10 protein-coding genes are annotated in these 13660 nt (G+C 60.1%); 5 read left to right on the forward strand and 5 right to left on the reverse strand.

Annotation, left to right across the window (positions count from 1 at the left end):
• Window positions 1-260: 260 nt before the first annotated feature.
• The gene (locus tag HK44_RS17575) at window positions 261-1595 is read right to left on the reverse strand and encodes a PLP-dependent aminotransferase family protein (protein WP_019690181.1); all 1335 of its coding nucleotides are present in this window, start codon (window positions 1593-1595) and stop codon (window positions 261-263) included.
• 189 nt (window positions 1596-1784) lie between these two features.
• On the opposite strand from HK44_RS17575, the gene HK44_RS17580 reads away from it, so the two are divergent.
• The 4 genes from HK44_RS17580 (at window position 1785) to HK44_RS17595 (ending at window position 8591) form a co-directional block, all read left to right on the forward strand.
• The gene (locus tag HK44_RS17580) at window positions 1785-2402 is read left to right on the forward strand and encodes a DJ-1/PfpI family protein (protein ID WP_019690180.1); all 618 of its coding nucleotides are present in this window, start codon (window positions 1785-1787) and stop codon (window positions 2400-2402) included.
• A 322-nt stretch (window positions 2403-2724) separates the two neighbouring features.
• Window positions 2725-3978, forward strand: coding sequence for a multidrug efflux RND transporter periplasmic adaptor subunit MexE (mexE, locus tag HK44_RS17585; RefSeq protein WP_019690179.1), 1254 nt, complete (start codon window positions 2725-2727; stop codon window positions 3976-3978).
• A 15-nt stretch (window positions 3979-3993) separates the two neighbouring features.
• Window positions 3994-7173, forward strand: coding sequence for an efflux RND transporter permease subunit (locus HK44_RS17590; RefSeq protein ID WP_019690178.1), 3180 nt, complete (start codon window positions 3994-3996; stop codon window positions 7171-7173).
• Window positions 7170-8591 carry an efflux transporter outer membrane subunit gene (locus HK44_RS17595; RefSeq protein WP_019690177.1) on the forward strand — a complete coding sequence of 474 codons (1422 nt, stop codon included), beginning with the start codon at window positions 7170-7172 and terminating at the stop codon, window positions 8589-8591. The genes HK44_RS17590 and HK44_RS17595 overlap by 4 nt, the downstream gene beginning before the upstream one ends.
• 120 nt (window positions 8592-8711) lie before the next feature.
• Here the strand turns inward: HK44_RS17595 and HK44_RS17600 are convergent, their stop codons facing one another.
• From HK44_RS17600 to HK44_RS17610, 3 genes are read right to left on the reverse strand one after another with little or no spacing between them, the layout of a single operon-like run.
• Window positions 8712-9677 carry a biotin/lipoyl-binding protein gene (locus HK44_RS17600; protein WP_019690176.1) on the reverse strand — a complete coding sequence of 322 codons (966 nt, stop codon included), beginning with the start codon at window positions 9675-9677 and terminating at the stop codon, window positions 8712-8714.
• Between the two features lie 4 nt (window positions 9678-9681).
• Window positions 9682-9882: a DUF1656 domain-containing protein gene (locus HK44_RS17605; protein WP_019690175.1), complete on the reverse strand. Its 201-nt coding sequence runs from the start codon at window positions 9880-9882 to the stop codon at window positions 9682-9684.
• Window positions 9872-12007: an FUSC family protein gene (locus HK44_RS17610; RefSeq protein WP_019690174.1), complete on the reverse strand. Its 2136-nt coding sequence runs from the start codon at window positions 12005-12007 to the stop codon at window positions 9872-9874. Before HK44_RS17610 ends, HK44_RS17605 begins: the two co-directional genes overlap by 11 nt.
• Before the next feature lie 174 nt (window positions 12008-12181).
• Between HK44_RS17610 and HK44_RS17615 the strand changes: the two genes are divergently transcribed.
• Complete coding sequence (locus HK44_RS17615) at window positions 12182-13237, forward strand: tetratricopeptide repeat protein (RefSeq protein WP_019690173.1); 1056 nt, start codon at window positions 12182-12184, stop codon at window positions 13235-13237.
• Between the two features lie 34 nt (window positions 13238-13271).
• On the opposite strand, the gene HK44_RS17620 is transcribed toward HK44_RS17615, so the two are convergent.
• A complete protein-coding gene (locus tag HK44_RS17620; protein ID WP_019690172.1) occupies window positions 13272-13649 on the reverse strand; it encodes a response regulator in 378 nt (125 codons plus the stop codon).
• Window positions 13650-13660: the final 11 nt, after the last annotated feature.

The raw sequence follows: 13660 nt of genomic DNA on the forward strand, positions 1-13660 counted from the left end.
TGTTGGGGCAGCACGCAAAAAAAGTGGGCTGCGTGACGGGACTTCGGCCGCTGGCGTGTCTGGTTCGAGAGGGATTATTTGCAGGACATCGTCGCAATGAGTAGGTCATGGGCCTGAAGGGGCTTTTCAACAAAGCCGCAAGATGGGCTGGCCCCTGCCCGGAGCATTGTCTCCAACCTGGCCGTTTAAAGTCGGCCGCCGTCCGCCAGAGCGGCCAGGTTTCTGTTTAACGAGTCACTAAAAGAAACCTCTCCTGCTCTTCAAAAGGAGTGCAACTCGACTACTCGCCTGACCGTTTCCAGCGCTTCTTCAAGTGCCTCCAGCGGTACAGAACCAAGAGCCAGGCGGATTGCATGCGGAACATTGGCAGACGTCGCAAAAGGTTCGGCAGTCGAGACTGAAACCTGCTGACGCATCAGCGCCATCGCGACCTGGTCTGCTCGCACCTCCTCGCCTAGCGCAAGCCAAATAAAATACGAGGACGGATGCCCGATGGTCGGGAGTCCGCACAGCACATTCCTGGCGATCAACTGACGACGTGTTGCATCCTGCCGCTTTTCCACCTCCAGTCTGCCAACCGTTCCATCATCAAGCCAACCACAGGCAATCGATGTCATCACCCCTGGGGTGTTCCAGGTCGTGGCGCGGATGGTTCTCTCGATTGCCGGGACCCAGTGGGTTGGAGCGCAGACAAACCCTACACGTAGTCCCGTGGCCACGCTTTTGGACAGGCCTGACACGTACACGGTGATCTCCGGTGCAAGCGTTACCAGCGGCGCTGGTGAATTCTCTGCCAGAAAGGCATAGGCGGCGTCCTCAATGATCAGGAGATTGTGCTCACGGGCGATCCTGACCAGGCGTTGCCTCCAATCCAGGCTGGCTACCCACCCCATCGGATTGTGCAGCGTCGGCATGGTGTAGACGGCTCGCACACGCCTGCTTTTACACAGTCTCTCCAGAGCATCCAGGTCAGGTTCATGCCCCGCGGCAGGAATCGGGGCAAGTTCGATTCGGTGGGTTTGCGCAAGGACTTTGAATCCCGGATAGGTTAATGCGTCCGTCGCGACGACATCACCGGGTTGAAGCAGCCCCATGACCGTAACTGCCAGCCCGTGCTGGGCTCCGCTCACGATCAGCACGTGCTCATCACTCACTTCAAGCCCCCGACTTTGCAGATGTCGAGCCACCGAAGCTCGCTCATGCTGGCGCCCGCCATGGGGCTGATACCTGAGCAGCGCCTCCAGATCGCCAGCAGACGCCAGTTGGCGTAAAGCGGTTCGCAGCAAGTCTGCCTGCCCCGGCAATGAGGGATAGTTGAAGTTGAGGTCCAGGAACCCTGAGGCGACGGCATGTTGATCAATACCCAGCCCCGGGGGGAGCGAAGTCTCTCGAACAAACGTCCCTCTTCCGGCCTCCCCGCTGACTAACCCCATGACTTCAAGCTCTGCATACACACGTGTTGCAGTGACTAGCGCAATCCCCTCCCGGGCCGCAAGTTCCCGGTGTGTTGGTAGCCGCGTACCCGGGGGCAAGTGCCCTCCACGGATATTGGCAGCGAACGCATCGACGACCTGTTTGTACCTGGCGCGTGCCATGGAATGTATCCATTACAATAATTTGATTGTGCTGATCTTCGCCCATAGCATGGGTTCACACAACCGACCTGGACGGCTGGTAGCTCGCAGTTTCAGTCATCCATCTATCAGCTACGCATCACCCTTGGCGGTAAGTTCCTGCCCTGAAAGCCCTATTGATTCGCCCCACTTGCATAGGATGAAGACAGCATGCACATCGCAATCCTGACCTTTGAAGGCTACAACGAACTCGACTCCCTGATCGCACTGGGCATTTTGAATCGAATCAAGAAGCCCGACTGGCGTGTATCGATTGCCAGCCCAACTGCCAGGGTTCGCTCCATGAACGGGGTCGTCATCGAATCCCACGTTTCGCTCCGAGAAGCGAGCGAGGCAGACGCCGTCATCATTGGCAGTGGCATGCAGACCCGAGAAGTGGTCGCTGACCCCGCGCTCATGGCACAGCTGCAGCTTGATCCTTCCAGGCAGCTACTGGGTGCTCAGTGCTCCGGAACCTTGATTCTGGCAAAACTCGGGGTGCTCAAAGACGTGCCAGCCTGCACCGATCTGACGACGAAGCCCTGGGTTCAGGAAACCGGGGTCGACGTTCTCAACCAGGCTTTTTTTGCCAACGGCAATGTGGCCACCGCGGGGGGCTGCCTGGCTTCCCAATACCTGGCCGCCTGGATTATCGCTCGCCTGGAAGGTATTGAAGCCGCGGAGAGCGCCCTGCACTACGTCGCGCCTGTCGGCGAGAAGGAAGACTACGTGACCCGCGCCATGCGCAATATCACCGCGTATTTGCCTCGCGAAAAAATCGCTGTTTAATCCAGACTTGTCGAGTTGAGAAGCTTGCGCCCTGTCGAAAGCACATCGCAGGATGTGCTTTCCTGTTTGGAGGATAAAATTTCGTCTTCCCGGGGCGAAGCTTCGAATGACCTGAGACGGTTTCAAGGCTGTCCATTGCAGCTCCCGCAACAGTGAATTGTCATCAGACATATTGATAGCCACCTAATAAAAGCCCCATGCTAGAGGGCTTACTTCGCGCTTATATCATTCCGAATGATAGTTACCTTTGCCTCATTCGATTCGTTTGATACAGCCCCGCCGAGCATCATCCGCCCATCTCAATACAGTGGCGGATGCATCCATGGAACAGTCATTCAAACATTTGCGCTTCCCCTTGGCCGTGTTGGCCTTGCTGGTGATGAGCGCCTGCGGCAAGACCCCGGGCACCGCTGCCGCCATGCCTGCGGCCAAAGTCAGCGTGGCCAAGGTGCTGGAACAACCGGTCAACGAGTGGGACGATTTCACCGGCCGCCTCGAAGCACCGGAAACCGTCGAGATTCGTCCTCGGGTGTCAGGCCAGATCGACGAAGTCACATTCACCGAAGGCGCCCTTGTGAAAAAGGGCGATTTGCTGTTCCAGATCGACCCCCGCCCGTTCCAGGCCGAGGTCCGCCGCCTTGAAGCCCTGGTTGCCCAAGGCCGAGCCAATGCTACGCGCAGCGAAAATGAAGCCCAACGCGGTGAACGCCTGCGCACCAGCAATGCGATTTCTGCAGAACTTGCCGACTCGCGCAGCAGCGCCGCCCAAGAAGCCCGAGCTGCTGTCGGCGCCCTCCAGGCGCAATTGGACCTGGCCAAACTGAACCTCAGTTTCACCCGCGTCACCGCACCGATCAGCGGCCGCGTCAGCCGTGCGGAAATCACGGCCGGCAACCTGGTCACCGCGGATGTCACCGCGCTGACCAGCGTGGTTTCCACCGACAGGATTTACGCCTACTTCGACGCCGATGAGCGTGTGTACCTCAAGTACACCCAGCTCGCCCGCCAGGGCCAACGCGGTCAAACCACTCCGGTTTACCTTGGCCTGTCCAATGAAGAAGGCAACCCACACCTGGGCCAGATGAACTTCGTCGACAACCAGGTCAACCCGAAAACCGGCACCATCCGTGGTCGCGCGGTGTTTGACAACAGCAAGGGCGAATACACCCCCGGCCTCTACGCCCGCCTGAAACTGGTGGGCAGCGGGACCTATTCCGCCGTGCTGATCAACGACGAAGCCGTCGGTACCGACCTGGGTAAAAAGTTCGTGCTGGTGATGGACGCCGACAACAAGTCGGCTTATCGCGCCGTCGAACTGGGACCGAAGATCGAAGGTTTGCGCATTGTGCGCAGCGGCCTGAACAAGGACGACACGATCATCGTCAAGGGTTTGCAACGGGTGCGCCCGGGTTCCCCGGTGACGCCTGAGGTGATTCCGATGGCCAGCCAGGAAACCCTCGCGGCCCTCGCTCAACAACGCCAAGCGCTTGAAGCCAGCAACCTGCCCCAAGTCGCACCTGCCAAGGTTGCGCCGGGTACGGCTGTGAAACTCGCCGCTGCGACTCCACGCGGTTAAGGGACGACAACTCCGATGAATTTTTCCCAATTCTTCATTTCACGGCCGATCTTCGCCGCGGTGCTCTCGCTGCTGATCCTGATCGCCGGCAGCATCTCGCTGTTCCAGCTACCGATCAGCGAATACCCGGAAGTCGTGCCACCGACCGTGGTGGTCCGCGCCAACTTCCCGGGTGCCAACCCTAAAGTCATCGGTGAAACCGTGGCTGCTCCGCTGGAGCAAGCCATCACCGGCGTCGAGAACATGCTGTACATGTCCTCGCAGTCCACCGCTGACGGCAAGATCACCCTGACCATCACTTTTGCGCTGGGCACCGACCTGGACAATGCTCAGGTACAGGTGCAGAACCGTGTCACCCGCTCCGAGCCCAAGCTGCCCGCAGAAGTGACCCGGATCGGTATCACGGTGGACAAGGCCTCGCCCGACCTGACCATGGTTGTGCACTTGACCTCGCCGGACAAACGCTACGACATGCTCTACCTGTCCAACTACGCCCTGCTCAACATCAAGGATGAGCTGGCGCGGTTGGGTGGCGTGGGTGACGTGCAACTGTTCGGTATGGGCGACTACTCGCTGCGGGTCTGGCTCGATCCGAACAAAACCGCTTCGCGCAACCTGACCGCGACCGATGTGGTCAACGCGATTCGTGAACAGAACCGCCAGGTTGCTGCCGGTGCCCTGGGTGCGCCGCCTGCGCCGAACGCCACCGCGTTCCAGCTCTCGGTCAACACCCAAGGTCGCCTGGTCTCCGAAGAAGAGTTCGAGAACATCATTATTCGCTCGGGCGAAAATGGTGAAATCACTCGCCTCAAGGACATTGCTCGCGTCGAGCTGGGCTCGAGTCAGTACGCCTTGCGCTCCCTGCTGAACAACCAACCGGCCGTGGCGATCCCGATCTTCCAGCGTCCGGGCTCCAACGCTATCGAGATCTCCAACGAAGTGCGCGCCAAAATGGCCGAGCTGAAGAAGAGCTTCCCCGAAGGCATGGACTTCAGCATCGTGTATGACCCGACGATTTTCGTTCGCGGTTCCATCGAAGCTGTGGTGCACACGCTGTTCGAAGCACTGATTCTGGTAGTGCTGGTGGTGATCCTGTTCCTGCAAACCTGGCGTGCCTCGATCATTCCGTTGGTGGCAGTGCCAGTATCGCTGATCGGTACGTTCGCCGTGATGCACCTGTTCGGTTTCTCGCTGAACGCGCTGTCATTGTTCGGATTGGTATTGGCCATCGGTATTGTGGTCGACGACGCGATTGTGGTGGTGGAAAACGTCGAACGGAACATCGGCCTCGGGCTGACACCGGTCGAAGCGACCAAGCGCGCCATGCGTGAAGTAACCGGACCGATCATCGCCACCGCGCTGGTGCTGTGTGCAGTGTTTATCCCGGCGGCCTTTATCTCCGGGTTGACCGGGCAGTTCTACAAACAGTTCGCGTTGACCATTGCGATCTCCACGGTGATCTCGGCCTTCAACTCGCTGACCCTGTCGCCAGCGTTGGCGGCGGTATTGCTCAAAGGCCATGACGCGCCGAAGGACCGCTTCTCGAAAGTCCTCGACGGGATCTTCGGTGGCTGGCTGTTCCGTCCGTTCAACCGTTTCTTTGATCGTGCCAGCCATGGTTATGTCGGCACTGTGGCTCGTGTGATCCGCAGCAGCGGCATCGCCCTGCTGTTGTACGCCGGCCTGATGGCGCTGACGTTCCTCGGTTTCTCCAGCACGCCAACCGGTTTTGTACCCGGTCAGGACAAGCAATACCTGGTGGCCTTCGCCCAACTGCCGGACGCGGCGAGCCTGGACCGCACTGAAGATGTGATCAAGCGCATGTCCGACCTGGCCCTGAAACAGCCCGGCGTGGAAAGCGCGGTGGCCTTCCCTGGCCTGTCGATCAACGGCTTCACCAACAGCCCTAACGCCGGCATCGTGTTCGTTACCCTGAAACCGTTCGACCAACGCAAGGACCCAAGCCAGTCGGCCGGTGCCATTGCCGGTGCCTTGAATGGCCAGTACGCCGGGATTCAGGAAGCCTACATGGCGATCTTCCCGCCGCCGCCTGTACAGGGCCTGGGCACCATCGGTGGTTTCCGCCTGCAGATCGAAGACCGGGGCAACCTGGGATATGACGAGCTGTACAAAGAAACCATGAACATCATCACCAAGAGCCGCAGCGTGCCGGAACTGGCCGGGCTGTTCACCAGCTACACCGTGAACGTGCCACAGGTCGATGCTGCCATCGACCGTGAAAAAGCCAAGACCCACGGCGTGGCCGTCAGCGACATCTTCGACACCCTGCAGATCTACCTGGGTTCGTTGTATGCCAACGACTTCAACCGCTTCGGTCGCACCTATCAGGTCAACGTTCAGGCCGAGCAGCAGTTCCGTCTCGAGCCGGATCAGATCGGCCAGCTGAAAGTGCGCAACAACAAAGGCGAGATGATCCCGCTGGCAACCTTCATCAAGGTCAGCGACACCTCGGGTCCGGACCGCGTGATGCACTACAACGGCTTTATCACCGCTGAAATCAACGGTGCCGCGGCCCCAGGCTACAGCTCCGGCCAGGCGCAACAGGCCATCGAAAAACTGCTCAAGGACGAACTGCCTAACGGCATGACCTACGAGTGGACCGACCTGACCTACCAGCAGATTCTGTCCGGCAACACCGCGTTGTTCGTGTTCCCGCTCTGCGTACTGCTGGCGTTCCTGGTACTGGCGGCGCAATACGAGAGCTGGAGCCTGCCACTGGCAGTGATCCTGATCGTACCGATGACCCTGCTGTCGGCAATTACCGGGGTGATTCTCTCCGGTGGCGACAACAACATCTTCACCCAGATCGGCTTGATCGTTCTGGTGGGACTGGCCTGCAAGAACGCGATCCTGATCGTCGAGTTCGCCAAGGACAAGCAAGAGGAAGGCCTGGACCCGCTCAGCGCGGTACTGGAAGCCTGCCGTCTGCGTCTGCGGCCGATCCTGATGACCTCCTTCGCGTTCATCATGGGCGTGGTGCCTTTGGTGTTCTCCAGCGGTGCCGGTGCAGAGATGCGTCACGCCATGGGTGTAGCGGTGTTCTCCGGGATGCTCGGGGTGACCTTCTTCGGTCTGTTGCTGACACCGGTGTTCTACGTATTGATCCGTCGTTTTGTGGAGCGCAGTGACGCCCGCAAAGCGGCCAAGGCCCTGAAACTGGAGGCGCAACAATGAGTCTGAAAGCCTTCCTGCCGAGCTTGCTGGTACTGGCCTTGAGTGCTTGTGCCGTAGGCCCGGACTACAAGACGCCAGCTACGGAGGCGGCCAACATCACGGCCGCCACCGACGGCGCAAACGGTCAGAAGAACTTCGACCGCGCACGCTTCGAAGGTATCTGGTGGCAGCAGTTCGACGACCCGGTCCTCAATCAGTTGGTGACCCAGTCGTTGCAGGGCAACCGTGATCTGCGGGTGGCGTATGCCCGCTTGAAGGCGTCTCGGGCGTTTCGTGATGACGCGGCCACCCAGACCACACCCAACGTCACCAGCCGTGCCAGCAGCGATTTGGCCAAGGGCCAGATTCCCGGCCAGACCACTAAGCGCGTCAACAGCGAGCGCTATGACCTGGGCCTGGACATGGCCTGGGAAGTGGATCTGTTCGGGCGCATCCAGCGCAACCTGGAAGCCGCCGATGCCGATCAGCAAGTCGCCGAAGCCGATCTGCACCAACTGCAAGTCAGCATGATTGCCGAACTGGTGGACGCCTACGGTCAACTGCGCGGTGCGCAACTGCGGGAGAAAATCGCGCTGGCCAACCTGCAGAACCAGCAAGAGTCGAGCAAGATCACCGTGAGCCTGCGTGATGCCGGCGTCGGTGATCAGCTCGACGTGGTTCGCGCCGATGCCCGCCTCGCTTCCGTCGAAGCCAGCGTGCCGCAACTGCAAGAAGTGCAGGTGCGCCAACGCAACCGCATCGCCACCCTGCTGGGTGAACGGCCAGACAAACTGACTGTCGACCTCAGCCCAGCCAACTTGCCGGCGATTGCCAAGGCCCTGCCGATTGGTGATCCGGGTGAACTGCTGCAACGCCGTCCGGATATCCGCAGTGCCGAACGCAAACTGGCCGCCGCCACCGCGCGAATCGGCGTGGCCAAGGCCGATCTGTTCCCACGGGTCAGCCTCAGCGGCTTCCTCGGTTTCACCGCCGGGCGTGGTTCGCAGATCGGCTCGTCGGCAGCCAGCGCCTGGGCGCTCGGCCCAAGCATTACCTGGGCAGCCTTCGACCTGGGCAGTGTCCGCGCTCGTTTGCGCGCAGCCGATGCTAACGCCGAAGGCGCCCTGGCGACCTACGAGCAGCAAGTGTTGTTAGCGCTGGAAGAGTCGGAGAACGCCTTCTCCGATTACGGTAAACGTCAGCAACGCCTGATCTCACTGATTCGCCAAAGCGAATCGAGCCGCGCTGCCGCCGATCTCGCGCAAATTCGCTACCGCGAAGGCACCGTGGACTTCCTGGTGCTGCTCGACGCGCAACGTGAACGCCTGGCGGCCGAGGACTCCCAGGCCCAGGCCGAAGTTGATCTTTACCGTGGCATCGTTGCCATCTACAAGGCCCTCGGCGGAGGCTGGCAACCCGAGACGGTCGCCAGCAGGTAACCCCTTTTCAAGAGTTCCTTTGGTTGGCCGCAACCAACCAATTTCTTTGCCCCGCACCTCATTCGGTCGCGGGGCTTTTTTTGCCCGAAAACATTGCGTGACTCCCCGCATTCCCCGGTGTTAACGGTGATCGTCGGATTTGCGGGTTTCCTGGACAGTCACCGTAGCGGTGGTTCCGGCGCGCAGCGTGTTTTTTCCGGCGTAGTCGGCGTCGATCTGAATCCGTACCGGCACCCGCTGCGCCAGTTTGACCCAGGTGTAACTAGGGTTGATGTTGGCCAGCAAACGCCCGCCGGGCAGGTTTTCCCGGTCAGCGATGGCGAAGGCGATGCTTTGCACGGCGCCGCCAAAACGTTCGCCACTCATCAACTCGATGTCGACCCGGTCACCCTCCGCGATTCGCGGCAGTTTGGTTTCTTCGAAGTAGCCGCTGACATAAAACGAGTCGCTGTCCACCAGCGCCACCAGCGGACCGCCCGCGATCGCGTAATCGCCCTGCCGGGTCAGCAGATTGGTGACGTAGCCACTGACCGGCGATTCGACCCGGGTGCGCTCCAGATCGTGTTCAGCCTCGGCCAATGCGGCGATGGCCAGTTGCACATTGGCCTGGGCAAAACCCAGGTTGGCCTGGTTGCGCAGCAAATCAGCCTGGGCCACCGACACCTCGGTACTGGATTTTTCCCACTCTTCGCCAGAGACCGCCATGCGCTCCTTGAGGGTCCGTCGACGCAGCTCCTCGCTTTGACGCTGCTTGAGCAGCGCCTGGCTGGCGACGATGGTGGCTTGCGATTGCCCGAGTGAGGCCTTCGCCACTTCCACCGAACGCTTGGCATGTTCCACCGCCAGGGCGTAACGCGAGGGATCGATTTCCAGCAGCAACTGCCCCTTCTCCACATGCTGATTATCGTGCACACCCAGGCGGACGATGCGTCCCGCAACATCGGCGGACAAGGTCACCACATCGGCACGCACACGTGCGTCCCGGGTCCAGGGTGCGCGGGTGTAGTGTTCCCAGGCAAACCAACCGAGCACAAGAGCCAGCACGACCACCGCCAGTGTCGAGAGTTGGGCAAGGATCTTCTTCAAGGCTTCAGGCTCCCATCACCAGAATCAACATCGCGCACACGCAGGCGTACAACGCGCCTTCGAACAAGGCCTCATGCCAGACGAATTGCAATACGCCGAGGCGCCGCAGGATCCAGTCCAGCACCAGGAAAATCGGCAAGCCCAGCAGCAGCGCCTGGGCAATCGGCGGCAGATAGACACCGCCTATTTCCAGATCAATGGTCAAGCGCGGGTACTCCTTGCAAGGTGACAGACTCAAAGTGGCCACGGTGGCGCTCCAGGAACGACACCACGATCAACAACGCCACGCGCATGCGAAACACTGACCACAGGTGTTCATGGACGCTGGAGTGCAGCGCGTCCAGTTCATCACCCAAGCCGTGCAGGCTGTCGATCACACGATCCACTTCGATGTTCGGCCGACCGGCAACCAGCCGCCCGGTTTCCCGAACGGCGTCGAACAACCGGGTTTGCGTCTGCGGGCTCAGTAGCACGTTGTTCTGCCCCTGCTGCCTGAGCTGGTTCAAGGCAATGCCCAGGGCCAGACAGCCAAGGCTGACCTCGAACAGGTCGCGCGCTGGCTTGTCCTGAATGGCTGGCAACAGTCCCAGCATCATGGTCAGACGGTCGACCAGACGACTCTCGAAGGCAAACTGGTTTTCATCGGTGGCCGGTTTTTTCAGCAAGGCATAGACCTGCTCGCAATTCTCCTGGTGCAGCCGGCGAATACGCAGAACGGGCCTGAAGGGGAAGATCAAGGCATACACACTCAACGCCAGCACGGCGGCGCAGGAGTAAGCGCCAGCAAATTCAAACCACTGGATCGCGGTGTTCTGCCCCAACCCGGTGTTCTGCGGGCCCAATAACAGAAACGTCGACAATCCCAGCCCGATCCCCGTACCCGTGGTCGGCGGGCTGGACAACCCCACCGCGACGGCATAGAGCAATGGCGCCAGCAACAGGGCCAACAGTTCGAAGCTGCTGATCATCGGCACCAGCGCAAACTCAAGCACCGCCGACACCACCAGCGCCAGCCCCAGGCCCCGGGCATAGCTCTGGGCAGCCAACAAGGGGCGGGGAAACGTCGCCATCAACGAGCAGAGGATCCCCGCCACAATCATCCCGCCACGGGCGCCATCCCAGCCGGTTTCGATCCATATCAGGCCAGCCACCATCAGTGCGCAGAACGCGCGGATGGCGTTCATCGTCGCCAGAGTGAAATCCAGGTGCAGCGGATTGGCCTGACCGCGAAAAACGCTACTGGCCTTGCGTCCGCTCTGTATCGCATCGCTCAACTCCAGAATCGTTTCTAGCTGTTGCAGCATTCGCGCCTGTTCCCAACGCAGTGACCATGACAGCGAGCGCAAGGTTGCCTTCAAGGGCTCGGTCAGTTGCTCCGAACGGTAGGCCAGTGCATCGAAACGCTGTTGCAACGCCGCAAACTGGTGCCGCTGCTCGCTGGACAGCGCGCGCCCCTGCCGGGCCAGTTGATCGAGAAAGGTCAGCTCTTCGGTCAGCAAATGCTGTATTTCGCCAGGTATCTCGCCTTCCCAGCGCTCGAGCAACAGCTCGCGCTGATGGCGCAATGCGGTGAGCCGCGCGGTCAGCAACAGCAGTTGATTGCCGAGCAATTGCACCAGGTCGTCGGCGCTGCGCAAACGCGGCGCGTCGTAATACAAATGCCGGCGTACCCCCTCCAGCGCACTGATCTGTCCAAGCAGTTGCATTTGCCGACGGTGGAAGTCGGCCTCGCTTTCCTCGGTCCGAATGACGGCGCTGGCATGGGTTGCCAGCAGCTTGATCACCTGATCGATCCTGGCAAAGTAATCCTTGGCCACGGCCTCCGGACGCGCGGTCAGCAGGCTGACCACACAGACACAGGCAACCGCCAGCAACGTCTCGGTCACGCGGGTCACGGCCAGCAGGAAGGTGCCGTCCTGATCAGGGACCGCCAACAGCCCCACCACCACCGCCGTATAGCCGCTGAGCACAAACGCCTGAGAACTGGTGTAGCGCAACAAGGTGCCACCGGCGGTGCACAGTGCCAGCCACAGGGACAACGTCATCACGAAAGGCACCGGCGCCTGAGGGAAGATCGCCATGATCACCACGGCCACGACCGCGCCCAGCGTGGTGCCGATGACTTGGCCAAAACTGCGGGCAAGCGTCATGCCGGCCAGCGGCTGGCTGACGATGACCACGGCCATGATCGACCATTTGGGCTGGTCGAGGTCAAACACAAAGGCCAGGTACAGTGTCAACAACCCGGCGGTTATCGTTCTCAAGGCAAACAGCAACACCCCGGGGCCGGGGTGGAGGATCGCCTTGAAGTACTGCAGCAACGCTTGCATGGAAACGCTCGTCGAGACATCTCCAGCAAGCGTAGTCACTGCGACGCCACGTGAGAGGTTTCAGCTCGGCTTGAGCCCATCAAGTATGCGTTTAACCACGTCCCGGGTTTGACTCGCAGCCCCAGCTGACCGATGCTGGCAGCTTTGCAAACGTGTCAGATTCCGGATTCCTGCATGCCCATGCCTCGCCGCTTCCTGTTCATCAGCCTGCTTGTCCTGTTTGCCGTCGGCATTGCCTGGTTTTCTCTGCGCAGTAAGACGCCCGAGGTGCCCACCGCGATCAAACAGGGCTATCACGACGCCATGGAAAAGGCCCGTAACGGCCAACCCGGTGCGGCGCGAGTGCTCTATCAGCAACTGGCACGTCCTGACCTGTCGGATACGCGCCGAGTCCTGTTGCATGTCGAACTGCCGAATTACCCAAGCCCGCAGGCACTTAAACTGGCAGACGCAGACCTGCAAAACCCTGTGGTCGAGGTTCGCGAGGCGGCGATCATAAGCATCGTCGGGCTGGTGCCCAATGGCCAACGCAGCCTGTTGCTCGGGCCATTGCTCGACGACCACGAGCAAGTTGTGCGTTTTGCCGCCGCGAATGCATTGCTGGGGCTTTCGCCGGATGATCTGGGGTTGTACTTCGGCCCATTGCAGCAGGTCATCGATGAGTATGAGCACTCACTTAACAGCCAGCCCGAAAGCGCCGAAACCCAATACCAACTGGCTCGCCTGCACCTGCACAACGCCCAATTGAAAGAAGCACAACAAGCGCTCGATCAGACCTTGCGCCTGGACCCGGGCAACTTGCCGGCGCTGGTGATGCAGATCGAGGTCCTGGATAAACAGGGCCAGGCCGATGCGGCCCAACAAATGCTCGCCAGACAGTTGAAGGCTCAACCTGACTCCGCCTATCTGCAACATGCCTTGGGGCTTTGGTTGCTGCATCACGGGCAAAGCGAGTTTGCCTTGCTCGGCCTTTCAAAAGCAGTGGAACTTGCGCCCGACAATAAGGAATACCGCTACGATCTGGCCACCACGTTGCACAGCCAGGAAGAACTCGAAGCCGCACAAAAGCAGCTGCAGGAAATCGTTCAGCGCCACCCGGCCGACCGCAAGGCCCGGGTGCTACTGATCAACTACTGGAAGGAAACTGGCCAGCTGCAGAACGTTCAGGTGCTGCTGGCACAACTTGAGCAGATGAATCCGGATGATCCGGCGTTGCAGCAGGGACTCTAAAAGACCACCAGGTTCGATAGATGCACCGTGGGGCTTACGAAAGCATTTCGTGCATCAAGACCTGCAATTCGTCGAGATCGAACGGCTTGGCCAGGATCGGTGCTTTTTGCGCGATCGGGCTACCGGACTCACGAATTTCCTGCGGGTAACCGCTGATGAAAATCACCTTCAGTTCAGGTCGTAGCTTCACCGCGGGTTCGGCAATCTGCACACCAGAGATGCCACCGGGCAGACGGTAATCGGTGATCATCATATCCAGGTGCGGTTTGCTCGCGAGAATTTCGAAGGCCTGCTCGCCATCTTCAGCCTGCAAAACCCGATAACCTTCACCCGACAGATAGGCGACCAGCACCATCCGGATCGAGGGGTCATCTTCAACGATCAATACGACGTCTTGTGCATCTTCACTCATGGGAAGCCTTT

Origin of the sequence: Pseudomonas fluorescens HK44, from assembly GCF_000217955.3 — a bacterium.
Lineage (GTDB): Bacteria > Pseudomonadota > Gammaproteobacteria > Pseudomonadales > Pseudomonadaceae > Aquipseudomonas > Aquipseudomonas fluorescens_AQ.